This is a genomic window from Synechococcus sp. W55.2, assembly GCF_047461635.1.
Classification (GTDB): Bacteria; Cyanobacteriota; Cyanobacteriia; order Thermostichales; family Thermostichaceae; genus Thermostichus.
In genome coordinates this window covers 16,585-33,456 of the sequence record NZ_JANSHM010000015.1, presented here as the reverse complement: position 1 = coordinate 33,456, position 16,872 = coordinate 16,585, and the positions used below count along the sequence as shown (strand labels likewise).

Genomic DNA, 16,872 nt, shown 5'->3' with positions numbered 1-16,872 from the left:
TGGTATAGCATGCAGGGATCCATGTATCCCGACGCTAACCCTGCGGGTAGAGCGCGGGGCTTGTTGCCCCCGCACCCCCGTTGGTTAAACATTAGGTTGCCCAGGAAAGGGATCCCAGCGGCACTCACGTTGTATTATTGGCTACTTCAGCCGGCAGGTCGAGCCTCTTTTGGGGAATCGGGCTAGATTGGATCCCACTGTTGATTTCTGCTGTCCACTTCTAGGGTTCTGGCGGCATGAGTTCTCCGGCCATCCAGTGGTATCCCGGCCATATTGCCAAGGCAATTGGCCAGTTGCGGGAAGAGTTGCAGCGGGTGGATGCAGTCATCGAGGTGTTGGATGCGCGGATCCCGTTGGCCAGTCGTCATCCTGAGCTGGGCCGGTGGCTGGGGGAAAAACCTCGCCTCCTGGCTCTGAACAGGGCGGACTGCATTGAGGCTGGGGATCTGAAAGCTTGGCAGGAGTATTTTTTACGGCAAGGGATCCCTGTCTATCCCACCAATGGCCGCTCAGGAGAAGGGGTGAATCGCCTTAAGCAGGCGGTCTTGCAACTGGGGCAATCAGTCAATATGCGGCGTCAACAGCGGGGAATGCGACCGCGGGCCGTTCGGGCGGTGGTGGTGGGCTTTCCCAATGTGGGCAAATCTGCTCTGCTGAATCGGCTTTTGGGGCGGCGGGCAGCCGAGAGCGCAGCACGTCCTGGGGTGACGCGGCAACTGCGGTGGGTGCGGCTGGGGGGAGAGTTGGATCTGTTGGACTCGCCGGGCATCCTACCGCCCTCTCTGCCGGATCAACAGGCGGCCTCTCTATTGGCCATCTGCGATGACATCGGCGAAGCGGCCTACGATCCCGAACGGGTGGCGGCCCACTTTTTGGATCAAGTGCTGAGGGTGCAGCCCCAAGCCCGATCTCTCCTACAAATGCGCTACGGTTGGCCGGATCCGATCCCTCCCGGTGGTGCTGCAGTGCAGGAGTTGGCCGAGCGGCGGTATCAAGGGGATCCCCAGCGGGCGGCACGGCAAGTTCTCAACGACTACCGCAAGGGCTTGCTGGGGCCGCTGGCCTTGGAACTCCCTCCCAAGGCTTGAGCCCCTTAGAAGAAATCACGAAAGAAAGTCACGTTGTTGCTATGCCCACGGCAGGGAAACCGCTGCTGTGGGGCGTTGACTTTTCCCGAAACTGTCTACACTTGTCCCCAACCGGGATCCAGCCTCTGTTTCCAAGGCCGATACACCTTGAAGTAGACAACGGAACCCACTTGTCTGGCCAAGGCTTTGATGCAAGTGTCTCCACCCATACAGCGCTGGCAAACGGGATGGTTCACCTGCAGACGATTGAACCCCCGTCGCAGCGCACAGGCCGGTTGGCCCCGCAAAATCTCGGCCAGGGATCCCCCCAGCGTCACTTGCCCCAGCGGGATTTGCCCTTCATAGTCCTTGCAACAGGGCACCACCGTGCCGTCGTAGAGGATCCCCGCCTGACCGGAAGCGCCATTGCAGTATCCCCAGCGAGCTGGGATTACCCGGTCTGTCTCCACGTTGCCCCAACTGTCCAAGGGAAACGTTTCCAAAACCAAGCGGGGATGGATGCGGATCTGCTGCCAGCGGCCCGGTCGGTAAGTAGCAATCTGGGCTTCTACCCAATCGAGAGCCGGTGCATCCGGGATCCCTTGCAAAGCTCGTCTGGCCCAAGCCGAGAGCTGAGCGCGCATCTGCTGTGCAGAATCGATCACCGAAAGAGCCTTATGCGGCACCAAAAACGGGTGGGGGCTAGTATCCAGGAATTTGAGATGCACCTGCGTAGGGCTGGAGGAGCGCAAGTGCACCTGCAGAAATTGGGTAATCCCAGCAAAGTAGCGCTCCGGCGTGAGGCGGGGAGGTGCTCCGCGAATGCTGAAGGTGACTGGATCGGGAGTTTGCAGGGAAATGGTTAGCTTAGCAAAGGGGCTGCGGTTCAGCTTTTCAATGTGCTCCGGCCAGAGGGCAAAGGTGCTGCCGTTGCTGCTCAGGTGCAGGCGAAGGCCAAGCTCAGCGGCCCTGCGAATACCCTCGAAAAGGTATGGGTAGAGCAGCGGCTCCCCCATCAGGTGAAAAGCCATCACGCGGGCCAGCCCTGTTGCCGCTACTTCCTCCAAAATCTGCTCCAGCAGAGCGGGCTCCATGTGCCCCCGCCGCCGTTGCATGATCCCATCTGGACAAAACTCGCACTTAAAGTTGCAAACGTTGGTCACCTCTATGTGCAAGCGTTCCAGTTGGGGAATAACAGCAGACATTAACAGCAGACATAGAGAGGGCCGGAACAAGTCGAGGGCAAATAGCGGATCCCCCACAAGCGCTAGGTAGTGATACGCTGTTTAGCAGGTTAGATCCGGATCGGAGCCATTGCAATGCTGAAATGCACCACTCGTCACGTCCATATCTTTGCCGGTGAAGTTACTGCCGACAACAACTTCGTGCCCCGCGACGACCTGTTTACCCTCGATGTGGATCCGGACAACGAGCTGGTCTGGACTGATGCTGCCCTGCAAAAGGTCTATGCCCGTTTCGAAGAGTTGGTGGAAGAATACCGGGGGCGAGACTTGACCGAGTACAACATCCGCCGCATTGGGTCTGACCTGGAACATTTCATCCGATCCCTGCTCAAGCAAGGGGAGATTGCCTATAACCTGCAGGGGCGTGCCCCCAACTTCAGCATGGGCTTTCCCCAGATCCCTGCTGAAGAAATTGTCGGCCAATACATCCCCAAGGGCTAGCTCTTTGCCGGTTCTGGACGGAGTTTTTGATTGTTCTGCATCTAAGGCTTTTACCCATCTGATTGTCGGAGCGTTTCCCCATGTCTGGAGAACCCACCCCCGAGGCCGCTGCTGCCGAGAAACCCGCTGAAGCTGCCAAGCCTGCTGCTGAGGATTCCCCCAAAGCCGCTGCGAAAAAAGTTGCTAAGGAAGAAAAGCCCTTCGAGCAACAGATCACGGAAGAGGTGATCCCGGCAGCCATTGCGGCTTTTCAAAAGCGCGGAGTCAGCGATCTGGAGCTGCGCCTGGAAGGCAAGACGCTGGTCGGCGCGTTTGCAGGAGGCAAGAAGCAATTTAGCGTGCTGTTTGCTGAGGGATCCTTGAATGGCCGCAAGTTCTTCCGCTGTACCACCGAAGGATCCCCGGCCAGCACCATCGAGTCTTTTATGATCGACGAGCGGCGCGTGGATGTCAACCTATTCGTGTTTTATTTGGTGCAGCGCCTTTACGCTCAGCAGTGGTATTGAGTTCGCGTGACCTTGAAGGATCCCTGGCTACCCCTAGCCGGAGAGAGTAAGCCTGCTCGCAAGAGACGAGGGGAGGTGCAGCCGGCTGCAGTTACCGTAAAGCCAGGATCCATCCGGCCATGTTCTTTGGCATGCCCACGATCCCAGAACGGGCACCTTGGCTGCCGCCTTCCCGGAAGATGAGCTGCGCACTTGGCTCGAAGAACGGTACCGCCCCAGCGGGATCAGCCGTTCATAGTCGCGTTTCAGGTTAGGGTGAGAGGCCTGGGCTACTGATCGCGCCAGCGGGACGGAGTCCTTGAAAAGCCTTCTGGCCCCGTGCATTCAACGTTTCTAGTTTGAATCGAAATGCCCATAATTGCCCAGAGGGCTGCTCCCGTAGATCAGGTTCCCCGGCAAACGGCGCAGCTGGGGCTCGAACCCGGTCGGCCCAGAGGTTGTTCCCCAGTGCAGGGATCCCTTGCCATTGGGAGGGATGTTCTGTCGAGGCCAAAAAGATTATCGTTTGTAAAGAAAGCTAAGGCGGTGCTACGGGAGGTCTCGAAATGTACATCGTGCAGATTGCGTCTGAATGCGCCCCGGTTATCAAGGCGGGGGGACTGGGGGATGTGGTGTACGGCCTCAGCCGCGAGCTGGAGGTGCGGGGCCACTGTGTCGAGCTGGTTTTGCCCAAGTACGACACGATGCGCTACGACCAGATCTGGGGTTTGCACGACGCCTATCGCGATCTCTGGGTGCCCTGGTACGGGGGAGCCATTCACTGCTCGGTGTACTGCGGCTGGGTGCATGGCCGCCTTTGCTTTTTTATTGAGCCCCACTCGGGCGATAACTTCTTCAATCGCGGGTGTTATTACGGCTGCCCGGATGACAACATGCGTTTTGCTTTTTTCAGCAAGGCGGCTCTAGAGTTTCTCCTACAAAGCAACAAGCGCCCCGACATCATCCATTGCCACGACTGGCAGACAGGGTTGGTACCGGTGCTGCTGTTTGAGATCTACAAGTACCACGGCATGGGAAACCAGCGGGTGTGCTACACCATTCACAACTTCAAACACCAAGGCTTTGGCGGCCCAGAGATTCTTTGGGCTACCGGCCTCAACCGCGAACCCTACTACTTCCACTACGACCGTTTGCGCGATAACTTCAACCCCTTTTCTCTCAACTTTATGAAGGGGGGAATTGTTTTTTCCAACTTTGTCACTACGGTCTCTCCCAATCACGCGCTGGAGGTGCAATTTGGCGACTACGGCTATGGACTTGGCCATACCCTCTACTTGCACCGGCACAAGTTTCGCGGCGTTTTGAATGGCATCGATTACGACATTTGGAACCCGGAGATCGACCGCTTTATCCCCGTGCGCTACACTGCTCAAACGCTGGAAAATAAAGCTAAAAACAAAAAAGCTCTGCGGGATCGGCTGCTACTGCAGGATGTTGACAAGCCTATCGTGGCCTATATCGGGCGATTGGACGAGCAAAAGGGCGTGCATTTGGTGCATCATGCCATCTACCGCTCCCTGTTCAAAAATGCCCAATTTGTTCTGCTGGGATCCGCTACGGAGCGAGGGATCGGCGCTTGGTTTGCCCACGAGAAAAGCTACCTCAACAACAACCCCGATGTTCACATTGAGTTGGGCTTTAACGAAGAACTTTCCCACCTTATCTATGCGGGGGCAGACATCATCGTAGTGCCCAGCCACTACGAACCCTGTGGACTCACTCAGATGATTGGCTTGAAGTATGGCACAGTTCCGGTGGTGAGAGGAGTGGGTGGCCTGGTGGATACCGTCTTCGACCGCGACTACGATCCCCACAAATTGCCCGAGCAACGCAACGGCTACGTCTTTTATCACACAGATCCAGCTGCTTTGGAGTCGGCTCTGGATCGGGCCATCGACCTTTGGTACACCGCTCCTGACCAGTTCCGTCAACTGCAGATTCAAGGCATGAGCTACGACTACTCCTGGAACTATCCTGGCAAGGAGTATCTGGAGATCTACGACTTCATTCGTCACCGCTGAGCCCAACAGCGATCCCCAGCGATCCCAGCTCTTGACCCCAAGGACGAAATGCTGGACGATAGGTAGCAATCTTGGGCTTAACCTTCTCTACAGATTTGCTGCTGAGAAGGGTAAGTCTGCTCCGTTATCTTTCCCTGTCTGTAAGGATCCCCGGCTGCCATGGGTTATCTCGCCTTGGTACTCCACGCGCACCTGCCGTTTGTGCGCCACCCTGAGCAAGACTTTGTGCTGGAGGAAGAATGGCTCTACGAAGCCATCACGGAGACCTATGTGCCGCTGCTGCACATGTTCGAGGGGCTACAGCGAGATGGCATCGACTTTCGCTTCACCATGTCCCTGACGCCGCCCTTGGTGTCGATGCTGCGGGATCCCTTGCTGCAGGAGCGCTACGACCACTACCTAACCAAATTGGAAGAGCTGGCCCAGCTGGAGTACGACAAAAACGCCACCAACGGCCACATTCGCTACCTGGCGGAGCACTACATCAAGCAGTTTGCCATGGTGCGGGATCTCTGGGAGCGCTACGACCGGGATCTGGTGCGAGCTTTTAAGCAGTTTCAAGACAGCGGCAACCTGGAGATCATCACCTGTGGGGCTACCCACGGCTACCTGCCCTTGATGCAGATGTACCCGCAGGCAGTCTGGGCGCAGTTGATTGTAGCTTGTGAGCACTACAACGAGCACTTTGGCCAATGGCCGCGGGGGATCTGGCTGCCGGAATGCGCCTACTACCAAGGGCTGGAGCGGATGATTGCCGATGCCGGCCTGCGCTACATGATCACCGACGCCCATGGTCTTCTCTACGCCAAGCCCCGGCCTCGTTACGGCATGTACGCCCCTATTTTTACCGAGACCGGCGTCGCCGTTTTCGGTCGGGATCACGAGTCTTCGCAGCAGGTGTGGTCGGCAGAGGTGGGCTATCCAGGGGATCCGGTTTACCGCGAGTTCTACAAAGACCTAGGGTATGAGGCCGACTACGAGTACATCAAGCCTTACATCATGCCCAACGGCCAGCGGAAAAACACCGGCATCAAGTACCACCGCATCACCGGGCGCAACCTGGACCTGGGGCAAAAGCAGCTTTACGACCCCTATTGGGCGCGGGAAAAAGCGGCAGAGCATGCGGGCAACTTTATGTTCAACCGCCAGCGGCAAATCGAATATTTGTACAGCGTCATGGGCCGCCCGCCGCTGGTGGTGGCCCCCTACGATGCGGAGTTGTTCGGCCACTGGTGGTACGAGGGCCCTTGGTTTTTGGATTTTCTCATCCGCAAGAGCTACTTCGACCAAAACACCTACCGCATGACTCACCTGGCGGAGTACCTGCGGGAGAACCCCACCCAGCAGGTGTGCAAACCTGCCCAGTCCAGTTGGGGGGCGCGCGGCTTCCACGAGTACTGGCTCAACCCCACCAACGCCTGGATCTACCCCCACCTGCACAAGGCCACCGAGCGGATGATCGAGCTGAGCCGTCGCGAGCCTGCCGATGACCTAGAATGGCGGGCCTTGAACCAGGCTGCGCGAGAATTGCTACTGGCTCAATCGTCTGACTGGGCTTTTATCATGCGCACAGGGACGATGGTTCCCTATGCAGTGCGCCGCACCAAGTCCCATCTGCTGCGCTTCAACCACCTCTACGAGAAGATCAAAGAGGGTCAGTTTCGGCGAGAAAAAGCCACCCCTGAAGAGGAGCAGTGGCTGGCCAAGGTGGAATACATGGACAACATCTTCCCCAATATCAACTACCGGGTTTACCGACCCCTCTAAGCCGGTTGGGCAGGTCTGGAGGGTGCCTGCTTCCGACCGCCAGAGACACCAGAGGCAGAAGTTTCCGGCTACCCTCCTTGAGGGGATCGAACTACCCCAGGGCAGGAGGGATCCTCCGTTCGTTGCGCTGATCCCAACCTTCCTCTCCTTTTGGGAAAGGGGCAGGAGTCGCTCGTGTTGGCCTCGCAGAGCGCTCAGGGAGCGTTTTAATCTGGCTTGTTCAGTAGCCCCGATATCCCCAAAGACTCCCTGCTGCTGGGGCCCGCCTTCCCCAGCCGAATGGTCAGGCCGTCGGTTCTAGAGCTTGGTGCCGCACTCGGCGCAAAACTTGTGCAGGGTGGGGTTTTTGGTGCCGCAATTGGGGCAGTAGATCAGCTCGGCGGCTTGTTCCAGTTGCCGCTTCTCCGGCAGCCCGATCATCTGATAGTTAGCTTTGCCGGCAGGCACCATCGGGTAGCAGTTTTCGTCCCGCTTGACCACAAAGTCGGCCACTACCGGCCCCTCGTGCTTGAGGATCTCCTGGATGGCATCTTCCAGTTGATCGGGGTGATCGACGCGGATCCCTTTTACCCCAAAAGCCTCGGCCAGCTTAACAAAATCCGGCATTCCGGGAGACATATCCGAGTGGGAATAGCGCTCGCCGTGGAAGGCCTGCTGCCACTGCCGCACCATGCCCTGCCAGCCGTTGTTGATGATGGCCACTTTGGTGGCAATGCCGTACTGAGCCACTGTGCCCAGCTCTTGCATGTTCATCTGGAAGCTGGCATCGCCACTGATGCAGATGACTTCTTCGTGAGGCAGGGCTACCTTGACTCCCATCGCCGCGGGGAACCCGTAGCCCATGGTGCCCAGCCCAGAACTGGAGATCCATTGGCGCGGCCCGTTGCGCAGAAACTGCGCCGCCCACATCTGATGCTGGCCAACATCGGTGGTGTAGTAGGCGTGGGGAGCATGACGACGAAAGGCATCGATCACCTGTTGGGGGGCAATCACGCCTTCGTAGCTGGGCACCTGCAGGGGATAGTCCCGCTTCCAGCGCTCGATCCGATCCAGCCAAGCCTGAGTTAGGCCTGGAGTAGAGGGCATTTTGCTCAGTTGAGCCAGCATCTCCACCAGAACAGTGCGCACATCCCCTACAATCGGCACATCGGGCGCACGGTTTTTGCCCACCTCGGCTGGGTCGATGTCGATGTGAATGACTTTGGCGTGCTTGGCAAATTCATCTAGCTTGCCGGTCACGCGATCGTCAAAGCGGGCCCCCACCGCAATGAGCAGGTCGCACTCGGTGACGGCGAAGTTGGCATAGGCCGTGCCGTGCATGCCCAGCATCCCCACCGACAGGGGATCGTTCTCATCGAAAGCCCCTTTGCCCATGAGGGTGGTGGTCACCGGGATCCGATAGGTGTGGGCCAGCTCGGCAATTTCGGCGTGGGCACCGGAGATGATCGCTCCACCCCCCACATACAGCAAGGGCCGTTTGGCCTGCAGGATCAGCTTGGCCGCTGTGTGGATTTGCCGTGGGTTGCCACGCACGGTGGGCTTGTAGCCGGGGATGTTGATCTCGCTGACGGGTTGATAGTCAAACTCTTCCAGGCCCACATCTTTGGGGATGTCGATCAGCACCGGCCCGGGCCGCCCTGTCCCGGCAATGTGAAAAGCCTCTGCCACGATCCGAGACATTTGGCGCGGATCCCGTACCACGTAGGAGTGCTTGACAATCGGCAGGGTGATGCCAAAGATATCCGTCTCCTGGAAGCCGTCGGTGCCAATCAGATGGCGAGGTACCTGCCCAGTGATGACCACCATCGGTACAGAGTCCATCATGGCGTTGGCAATGCCCGTCACCAGGTTGGTCGCCCCTGGGCCAGAGGTAGCAAAACACACCCCCACCTTGCCGGTGGCGCGAGCATATCCGTCGGCGGCGTGGGCAGCCGCTTGTTCGTGGCGTACCAGGTAATGTTTGAGCAGCCCCTGAGACTCGGCTTTGTACAGCTCGTCGTAGATGGGGAGGATGGCTCCCCCCGGATAGCCAAAGATGTGTTGCACCCCATGCCGGTGCAGGCTGTCCACCAACGCATATCCACCAGTCGCCACGGTGTCTCCTCCCCACTGAGATGACCGAACGTCAAACGCCTGCTCTCAGGAGCGCCAGCGCAGACAGGGTACTGGCCAGAAGTTGGCCAACTTTGTATTCAATTCTACAGTCTAGCAGTGGTTTGCTTTGGAATCGCTTAGGCTTTCACGGTCGGCTAAAGTAACACTGGGGATCCCTAGGGATCCTCGCCGGAGTGTTGAGAGTGCCCTATCCATGACTGGAGAGCCAACCCCCATTGACCCCGGGCCGGAGCGGTCTCAGGGCAGCTTGCTGCTAGCTGTGCCCATCCTCGGATCCCCGCACAGTGCTGTGGGATCCCGACAGTGGCTGGTATGGGGAGCGCTGGGGATCTTTCTGGTGGGTCTGGGGTTGCGCCTGTGGCGGCTGGACGAGTTCCCGGCACCTGTGTTCGATGAGGTGTACTTCCCGGAGTTTGCCCAGAACTACCTGGATGGCAAGCCTTTTTACGATGTGCATCCCCCCTTGGGCAAGTACTTCATTGCCCTTAGCATTCAGGTGTTTGGCCGCAACGAGTGGGGATTCCGCTTCGCCACTGCTTTTTGCGGATCCCTGATCCCTCTGTTGCTGACCGGTTTAGCCTACCGCCTCACCTACCACGTGGGCTTTGCTCTGTTGAGCGGGGTTTTGCTGCTGACCGATGGGGTGTTTCTGGTGGAATCCCGCTTTGGCCTGATCAACGTGTATCTGGTAGCCTTTGGGCTGGCAGCGACCATTCTGTTGCTGAGAGGTCTAGAAGACCAAGGTTGGCGACGGGCTGCTCACTTTGCTTGCTCCGGGATCCTGTTGGGGGCGGCAGCTTCGGTGAAGTGGAATGGCCTCTGGTTTACCTTCATGTTTGCTCTGTTGGGGATCCTCGTCTGGGGGGTGGTCTGGCTGCGCCCGCAGTGGATCCCACGGTTGGGCATTTTGAGCCAGATTCGTCATCTGCGCTGGTGGCACTATGCGTTCTGCTTCGTCCTCGCTCCGCTGGCCTTTTATGCCATTCAGTGGATCCCGCACCTGCAGCTGAATCCCCAACAGGGACTAACTCTGGATTGGAGCTGGACGGGCATCCAGAATTATTTCCGATCCCTGGTGCTCATCAACCAATCCATCTACGGCGGCCACATGGCAGCCCACCTGGTGGTGAACGAAGAGACCCCTGTTCACCCCTACTGCTCCACCAGCTTGCGATCCCTGGTGGCTTGGTTCCCGGCTTTGCGTCCTTGGCTGACTACGCCCTTGGCCTCGGCAGGAGCTTGGTCCTGGCCAATTCTGGGCCGCCCCGTGGCCTACTACTTCGGCAGTCAGGGCAACCTCTGGCAAGCTGTTCATGGCTTGGGCAATCCTTGGCTGTGGTGGCTGGGGACGGGATCCATCTTGGTGCTTGTCTGGCGAGGGATCCGCCGCTTTCACGGTCTCGAAGCCTTCATTTTGATTGGCTATGCGGCCAATTACCTGCCTTGGTTTAGGGTCAGCCGCTGCGTTTTTATCTACCACTACATGAGCGCTCTGGCGTTTAGCACCCTAGCCCTGGCTTGGTTGGTGCTGCTGGGCTGGCAGAGCTATCGCCGCTTTTGGCGCGGGGCGAGCATCACGGCGGTGGCCTTGGTTTTGGCGTCCTTTGTCTTCTTTTTCCCCGTTTGGCTTGGCCTGCCCCTCAGTCCAAGCGGATTCTACGCCCGCATGTGGTTTCGCTCTAGCCCGGTGCCGCTGTTCTGTTTCAGCCCCCAATCCTGCCAACAGCCCCCGCTGCACCTGCCGCCCATCCCCGGCTTGAACTGGATCTAAGGGAGGCATGGTAAGCTTTGTGAAGTTTGTTTCGTGAAATGCGGCGCTCCGTTACCGAAAGATGGAGCGAGGTTCGCGAAACCCTTGTGGTGGAGGTAGTGGAAACGTCATGGCCCGATCTTGCCCGAGTTCTGCCAACTCTCCCCGCCGTCCACTGGCTTATTCAGAGCAAGCTGTCCCGGTTGGGGTGATCGGGGTAGGCAACATGGGCCAGCACCACACCCGCGTTTTCAGCCTGATGAAGGATGTGCGGGTCGTGGGGGTAGCGGATATCAACGTGGAACGGGGATTGGATGTGGCCAGCCGCCACCGCGTTCATTTCTATGAGGACTACCGCGATCTGCTGCCCCATGTAGCTGCCGTGGCCATTGCCGTGCCGACGGTTCTGCACCACGAGGTGGGTATGGCCTGCCTGGAGGCCGGGGTACATGTGCTGATCGAAAAGCCCATCGCTGCCAGCATCAGCGAAGCAGAATCGCTGGTGAACCGAGCTGCCGATTGCAATTGTATTTTGCAGGTGGGGCACATCGAGCGCTTCAGCTCTGTTTTCCAAAAGCTGGGCCAAGTCTTGCAAAGTGAAGAACCTCTGGCTTTCGAGGCTCACCGTCTCAGCCCCTATTCCGACCGCGCCAGCGATGTGTCGGTGGTATTCGACTTGATGATCCACGACATCGATCTGTTGCTGGAGCTGATCCCGTCGCCCGTGACCCAGATTACCGCCAGCGGCAACCGCATCTCCAAGCTGGGCTACCTGGACTACGTCACGGCTACTCTCACTTTTGCCAACGGTGCCATCGCCACCCTCACTGCCAGCAAGGTCACCCACCGCAAGGTGCGCAAAATTGCCGTCCACTGCAAGAATGCCTTGGTAGAAGCAGATTTTCTACACAATGAGATCTCGGTGTACCGCCAGGGATCCGTCGGCAGCACCAGCGACTACGGCCAAATGCCCTACCAGCGGGATTGTTTGATTGAGAAAGTCCACACCGACAATATCGACAAGCTGCATGCCGAACTGGAGCACTTCATCAATTGCGTGCGGGGGGGCAACCAACCTTCTGTGGGTGGGGAACAGGCCCTGAAAGCATTGAGGCTGGCCTCGGAGGTAGAGCGGATTGCTTTGGATGGATGTGCCTGGAGCGAAGCCAAGCCCCGCCGTAGTCTCCTATCCTAGTCTTTAACGCAAGCCCCAGATGGGGGCAGAGCCCTGTTGTTGGCCCATAGCCATTCCAGCATCAGGCTGGGGAAGAAAAAGCGACATTCGCGCCCGCGGAGTGCAGCTCTATTGACAGCTCCCCATTCGGGTGGCAGCTTTTCGAGCGAGCAATGGGGCTCCCACCAGACTCAGGCAAGAGGTGGCATCCACAGCTGTGAAATCGGGCACGCAAGCCCCGGCAGCAACGGCGAGTCCAATTCGAGTCCAATTCATCTTTCCCAAGCAAGTTTTGATCAACACCAACTGCCTTTGCTGACGCCGGTAGACTTCCACTTGTTGCTGTTGCCAGTCCACCACTCAATACTCCTGTAGCCCAAGCCGACTGTAAAGCTTGAGCTTAGTTTGCTTATCTTGGCCAATATTGCGAGCTCCAGGGCTCAGCACTCCTACCGCCGATTCTGGGGCACTGTGGAGTTTGCCATCCGCCCCTAACGCTGTTCTCAGTCGAGAGCGGCTTACCCACACCACATCAGGAGCCACATTGTTATCTTCGGCAAAAATCACTCCCGGAGCAGTGTTGGCCAATCTCAGGCCCGTTTTCTCACTCTATTCGCTTTTCAAATTTCTTCTAAGATGCGAAACTGCACATGGTTAATGGCCAGCTCCCCAATTGAGGCTTGGTCGGTGTTGATCGTCTCGAAAGGGATCCCTTTGGCGATCTCGGCATGGGTCCAGGGCAAGCCCATGAAGTAGCGCTGCGAATAGGGGCGCTCCCCCCGATCGTCGGGGTTCGACTCCATCGGCACCCAACCCCAGCCGGGCAGATAAAACTCAATCCACACGTGGTTGTACTGGGGAAACAGCGGGATCCCTTTCAGTTCTGGATGGGGAGGACATTTGTAGCGCCCCACCGTGCGGCAAGGGATTCCATTGAGGCGGGCCAAAGCCAACAGCACCCCCACATATTCGCCACAAGAACCGGAGCCACGCCGCAAAACCTCATCCGGCGGATCGATGCGAGAGGTGACCCGGTAGGAGAGCTTGTCGTAAACATAGGCCCGGATATTGAGCATTTTGCGCAGCAAGTTGGTCTCGCTGCCAACGGCCAGCCGCGCTGCGTCTCGGACAATCGAGGTGTCCATGGCCAGGTAGTCATCGTCCACCAAGTAGCGATCCCGCAGCTCTCTGGGCAAAACGGCAGCCTCTACATCCAGTGGATCGATGCAGTACTTGATACTGTAGAGATCCAGCACCGCCCGCCAGCCAAACAAGCGCACCTCATGGGCCCCCAGGGATCCCAGCGAAAACACCGCCACCTGTTGGCCGGATTGCTCTTCCACTTCAAACGGCAGACCTACCCAGTGCAGGCTGCGCACCCGTTGGCGAAGGCTGTTGCAGGGCAAGGCAATTCGCCAGACCAAATCGGGCAGGAAGCGCGGCTCTTCTTGGGCAATTTCTTCCACATAGGTCAGCTCCACCCGATAGCCGTGGGAGAGGGTGTAGGTGGCGCGTTCCCCCAGACACTGGGGCTGAAAAACTACCGGACAGGCAATGGGGGAATCCTCGGCCTCGGTTCCACTGCCGCCAGAGGGGTCGGGGGAGCTAGGGGGATCCAAAGGCCGCAGGCGTAGGGGGGCCACCCAGGTTTTATCGCGCAGGGCCACCGACAAGGGATCCGGAGCGTTGGGGTTGTCGTGGATATAGGCTTCTTCGTGGGCGTAGGCTACCCAGAGCTGCCCCCGCCAGTAGGCCAAGCCTGTCGGCCCAGGAGAAGGGGTGAGGATGCGGGCCAATTCTCGCCCGGTCTGGCGCTCCAGCACGTAGATCGTCTCTTCCACCCGATCACTCACCCAGAGGTAGTCTCCCTGCACCGCAATGTGTTCTCGGCCAACCCCAGGGGCGGGCATCTCCTGCACGATGAGACCACGGCTGGGATCCAGTTGCAGGATTTTTCCCCGTTTGTAGCAGGTGGCATAGAGGTAGCGGTTTCCCGTGTGGGGATCGATCCAGAGGGCGATCCCTTCGATGGGGCAGGGGCAGCTACACACTTGAAAGGCTTCCAGGGATCCCGGTTCCTGCAGAGCGGCCATGGGAATGCGCAAGATCTGCCCCTCTTGCTGCGGACTGAGCCAAATCCACGCTTGATCCCCCTCTGGCTCTACCCACAAACCGTAAGCACCTTGGAAAGAGTGGACATGGTGGGGGTTGAGCAGCAGGGTGTTGTGCTCTTGGATCTCCACCAAATAGCCCCTCACCCGATCCAAGCCCAACAGGCGATCTCCCCAGGTGGCCAAACCTTCCAAAGCAACCAGCCCCAGAGGTTGCAGAGGGGCCACAGTTCCCTGTTGCTGCCCAGATTGAGGCCACCAAGCGGGCTGGGATCCTTCTGCCGTAGAACCCGGATTTTTCAGAGCACCCAGATCATTTGCCGGATGGATGGCAACCATGAAGGCTTCCTTGCCTATGGATGAAGTTGACATGCTGGCGCGATCTGCACCAAGGCGGTACGACTGTCCAATATTTACTGTCCAACATTATTATGATGCGCCTCTTTTCAACCCCGCCCCAAGGGATCCCTTCCCTGATGGTCTTGCCGAGGACGGAGAATGCTACCATAACAGACATTTTGCTTGTTTTGTTGATGAGCAGGGCCGAGAAGCAATGGAAGAAAAGGGTCTGGCCTTGGCAGTTGGGGGCTTGGTGGCAGGGATCCTAGCCGGGGTTCTGGGCATTGGCGGTGGAACGATCCTGGTGCCCTTACAGGTCAGCTTGGGGATACCACCGGTTCAAGCTGCAGCCACCAGCAACCTTTCCATCGTTATGACCTCGATTGCAGGCAGCATCCAAAACTGGCGGATGGGCATGCTGGATCTGAAACGGGTGATCCTGCTGGGGATCCCAGCGTTGCTTACGGCTCAAGTAGGAGCAATTATCGCCAGTCGCCTTCCCAGCTATCTGCTGTTGGCAGCGTTTGGAGTGTTGCTGCTGGCCAACACTTACCTGGTGCAACTCAACAAAAAGGTGGTTATCCAGGCCCAAGAATTGGGGGCTGACGTCAGCGGTGCCGAGCACCTCAGCGGGACGGAGTCCTCAGGGCAGATGTCTCCCTGGTTAGCCCGCGCCCTGACCGGCGGCACTGCCGGTTTGTTGGCCGGGCTGTTTGGCATCGGCGGTGGGGTGATCCTGGTGCCAATGCAGATCCTGCTGCTGAAAGAGACAATCAAAGTGGCGATTCAGACCAGTCTGGGGGCCATTGTGATCACAGCAGTTGCTGCCACTGCCAGCCATGCGGGCCTCAGCGATTGGATCTGGAATGGCCTGGGGTTCGGGGACGGCACCATCCACCAGAATGTGCTCTGGATCCCAGGTTTAATCTTGGGCACAGGGGGGTTAATCGGTGTACAGATTAGCACACGCACCCTGCCCAAATTGCCCGATGAAACCGTCAGTCTGTTGTTTCGGGGCTTCCTGGCCATTCTTTCTCTTTACATTTTTTGGCAAGCCTGGCAAGGTTATCGAGCTCTGTGAAGTGATCCTGGTCTACCCCAGTGCTCGGGACAGCAGTCCTGGTTCCAAGCTACGGTCATTTGGATTTAAACTGGGACACTGAACTCAAACCCAAAATGTTGCATGCACTGATCCAGAAGGCTTTTCAAGGACTCCGTCCCGCTGGCGCGATCAGCAGCCCAGGCGTCTCACCCTAACCTGAAATGACTCTATCGGGTGTCGCTCCCAGCTTTCGGGCCTGATGACTCAGATGGATTCAACGGTTTGAAAGACTTGGCTACGCTGGACGCGCTTTCCCCTCAGAGGGCAGGGCTTTTGCTACTTGGGATAGATCCCCTTGTTTGCAGAGGTCATGCACAGGGTAGCTGCCGAAGAGCTTCAAGGTTTCAGCAATTGATTCCAGCGCCGCAACCACCTCGGCATCCAAATAGGGTTGGCCGATAGGGTTCTCCAAATCGACAAAAAAGACATACGTCCCTGCCGATTTTTTGGTGGGGCGCGACTCAATGCGAGACATATTCAGGCCTCGCTCCGCAAACACTTGCAGAGGTTTCAGCAGTGCTCCCGGCACATTGTGGGGCAGGCTGAAGGCCAAGGAAGTATGGGATCCCCCCGGAGAAGCAGGATCGGCAGAGGTTTCACCCTGTTGACCGGAACGCGAGAGCGGCGCACGGCCAATAACCCAAAAGCGAGTGCAATTGTCGGGGTGATCGTTGATCGGGCAGGCCAAGACCGGCAGTTGGTAGAGGGTGGCAGCTCGTTCTGAGGCGATGACGGCGGCGTTGGGCTGCTCCTGCAGGCGATCCAATTCTTCGGTGGTCGAGCGGGTTGGGATCAAAGTGGCCTGGGGCAGATGGGATCTCAGCCAAGCCTGACATTGGGCCAAAGCTTGCGGGTGGGAGTAGACCTGCTCAATTTGCTCCAACCGCGAGGCACGTCCGATGAGGGCATGGCGAATGGGCAGGATCAGCGCCTGTCGGATCCCTAGCCCCTCCAGTTGCCAGAGGGCGTCTAAGGTCATCGAGACCCCCCCCTCCACCGAGTTTTCCACCGGCACCACCGCCCATTGTTGCTGGCCGGCAGCTACCGCCTCTAGACAGGCGCTGATCGTTGGATAAGGCACTAAGGGGTGGGATCCCTGGCTGTGCAGGTGAGGCTGCTCAGGGCAGGCCAGCAAAGCTGCTAACTCTGTGTAGGTTCCAGCAGGGCCGAGGAAGGCCACTGGCGAAGGGGAAACGTTCGCGCTAGCGGAGCGCAGCTCCATCAGAGCCATTCCT

The 16,872-nt window shown here is 58.2% G+C and carries 13 protein-coding genes; 8 read left to right on the top strand and 5 right to left on the bottom strand.

The window, feature by feature from the left end; translation table 11 throughout:
* The first annotated feature begins 236 nt into the window (after positions 1-236).
* Positions 237-1,088, top strand: a complete 852-nt coding sequence (gene ylqF / locus NW828_RS05040) for a ribosome biogenesis GTPase YlqF (protein WP_414382082.1) — start codon at positions 237-239, stop codon at positions 1,086-1,088.
* 95 nt (positions 1,089-1,183) lie between these two features.
* Here ylqF and NW828_RS05035 read toward each other — a convergent pair whose 3' ends face one another.
* Positions 1,184-2,272, bottom strand: a complete 1,089-nt coding sequence (locus NW828_RS05035) for a radical SAM/SPASM domain-containing protein (RefSeq protein ID WP_414382079.1) — start codon at positions 2,270-2,272, stop codon at positions 1,184-1,186.
* Between the two features lie 114 nt (positions 2,273-2,386).
* On the opposite strand from NW828_RS05035, the gene NW828_RS05030 reads away from it, so the two are divergent.
* The 4 genes from NW828_RS05030 to NW828_RS05015 all read left to right on the top strand — a co-directional run bounded on the left by NW828_RS05030 (position 2,387) and on the right by NW828_RS05015 (position 7,046).
* Complete coding sequence (locus NW828_RS05030) at positions 2,387-2,752, top strand: NAD(P)H-quinone oxidoreductase subunit M (RefSeq protein ID WP_011432289.1); 366 nt, start codon at positions 2,387-2,389, stop codon at positions 2,750-2,752.
* Positions 2,753-2,832: 80 nt separating this feature from the next.
* On the top strand, positions 2,833-3,258 hold the full coding sequence (locus NW828_RS05025) for a DUF2996 domain-containing protein (RefSeq protein ID WP_011432290.1): 426 nt from the start codon (positions 2,833-2,835) through the stop codon (positions 3,256-3,258).
* Positions 3,259-3,803: 545 nt separating this feature from the next.
* Entirely contained in the window at positions 3,804-5,279 is a 1,476-nt protein-coding gene (glgA, locus tag NW828_RS05020; protein WP_011432291.1) for a glycogen synthase GlgA, read from the top strand.
* Between the two features lie 159 nt (positions 5,280-5,438).
* Entirely contained in the window at positions 5,439-7,046 is a 1,608-nt protein-coding gene (locus NW828_RS05015) for a glycoside hydrolase family 57 protein (RefSeq protein WP_414330234.1), read from the top strand.
* A 297-nt stretch (positions 7,047-7,343) separates the two neighbouring features.
* Here the strand turns inward: NW828_RS05015 and ilvB are convergent, their stop codons facing one another.
* The gene (ilvB, locus tag NW828_RS05010) at positions 7,344-9,140 is read right to left on the bottom strand and encodes a biosynthetic-type acetolactate synthase large subunit (protein ID WP_414343257.1); all 1,797 of its coding nucleotides are present in this window, start codon (positions 9,138-9,140) and stop codon (positions 7,344-7,346) included.
* A gap of 214 nt (positions 9,141-9,354) precedes the next feature.
* Here ilvB and NW828_RS05005 point away from each other — a divergent pair, with 214 nt between their 5' ends.
* Positions 9,355-10,932 (top strand): phospholipid carrier-dependent glycosyltransferase, encoded by a 1,578-nt coding sequence (locus tag NW828_RS05005; protein ID WP_414382076.1) that lies wholly within the window; start codon positions 9,355-9,357, stop codon positions 10,930-10,932.
* Positions 10,933-11,041: 109 nt separating this feature from the next.
* Complete coding sequence (locus tag NW828_RS05000) at positions 11,042-12,106, top strand: Gfo/Idh/MocA family oxidoreductase (protein ID WP_414382073.1); 1,065 nt, start codon at positions 11,042-11,044, stop codon at positions 12,104-12,106.
* A gap of 339 nt (positions 12,107-12,445) precedes the next feature.
* On the opposite strand, the gene NW828_RS04995 is transcribed toward NW828_RS05000, so the two are convergent.
* On the bottom strand, positions 12,446-12,673 hold the full coding sequence (locus NW828_RS04995; protein WP_414382071.1) for a Uma2 family endonuclease: 228 nt from the start codon (positions 12,671-12,673) through the stop codon (positions 12,446-12,448).
* Between the two features lie 32 nt (positions 12,674-12,705).
* Positions 12,706-14,535 (bottom strand): transglutaminase domain-containing protein, encoded by a 1,830-nt coding sequence (locus tag NW828_RS04990; RefSeq protein WP_414382068.1) that lies wholly within the window; start codon positions 14,533-14,535, stop codon positions 12,706-12,708.
* Positions 14,536-14,749: 214 nt separating this feature from the next.
* Here NW828_RS04990 and NW828_RS04985 point away from each other — a divergent pair, with 214 nt between their 5' ends.
* The gene (locus tag NW828_RS04985) at positions 14,750-15,616 is read left to right on the top strand and encodes a sulfite exporter TauE/SafE family protein (RefSeq protein WP_414382066.1); all 867 of its coding nucleotides are present in this window, start codon (positions 14,750-14,752) and stop codon (positions 15,614-15,616) included.
* A gap of 256 nt (positions 15,617-15,872) precedes the next feature.
* Here NW828_RS04985 and pheA read toward each other — a convergent pair whose 3' ends face one another.
* Positions 15,873-16,859 (bottom strand): prephenate dehydratase, encoded by a 987-nt coding sequence (gene pheA / locus NW828_RS04980; protein ID WP_414382063.1) that lies wholly within the window; start codon positions 16,857-16,859, stop codon positions 15,873-15,875.
* Between the last annotated feature and the right edge of the window lie 13 nt (positions 16,860-16,872).

Bases quoted from the DNA above. Each gene is read 5' to 3' on its own strand.
- ylqF (WP_414382082.1), top strand. From the start codon at position 237: ATGAGTTCTCCGGCCATCCAGTGGTATCCCGGCCATATTGCCAAGGCA.
- NW828_RS05035 (WP_414382079.1), bottom strand. From the start codon at position 2,272: ATGTCTGCTGTTATTCCCCAACTGGAACGCTTGCACATAGAGGTGACC.
- NW828_RS05030 (WP_011432289.1), top strand. From the start codon at position 2,387: ATGCTGAAATGCACCACTCGTCACGTCCATATCTTTGCCGGTGAAGTT.
- NW828_RS05025 (WP_011432290.1), top strand. From the start codon at position 2,833: ATGTCTGGAGAACCCACCCCCGAGGCCGCTGCTGCCGAGAAACCCGCT.
- glgA (WP_011432291.1), top strand. From the start codon at position 3,804: ATGTACATCGTGCAGATTGCGTCTGAATGCGCCCCGGTTATCAAGGCG.
- NW828_RS05015 (WP_414330234.1), top strand. From the start codon at position 5,439: ATGGGTTATCTCGCCTTGGTACTCCACGCGCACCTGCCGTTTGTGCGC.
- NW828_RS05005 (WP_414382076.1), top strand. From the start codon at position 9,355: ATGACTGGAGAGCCAACCCCCATTGACCCCGGGCCGGAGCGGTCTCAG.
- NW828_RS05000 (WP_414382073.1), top strand. From the start codon at position 11,042: ATGGCCCGATCTTGCCCGAGTTCTGCCAACTCTCCCCGCCGTCCACTG.
- NW828_RS04990 (WP_414382068.1), bottom strand. From the start codon at position 14,535: ATGGTTGCCATCCATCCGGCAAATGATCTGGGTGCTCTGAAAAATCCG.
- NW828_RS04985 (WP_414382066.1), top strand. From the start codon at position 14,750: ATGGAAGAAAAGGGTCTGGCCTTGGCAGTTGGGGGCTTGGTGGCAGGG.
- pheA (WP_414382063.1), bottom strand. From the start codon at position 16,859: ATGGAGCTGCGCTCCGCTAGCGCGAACGTTTCCCCTTCGCCAGTGGCC.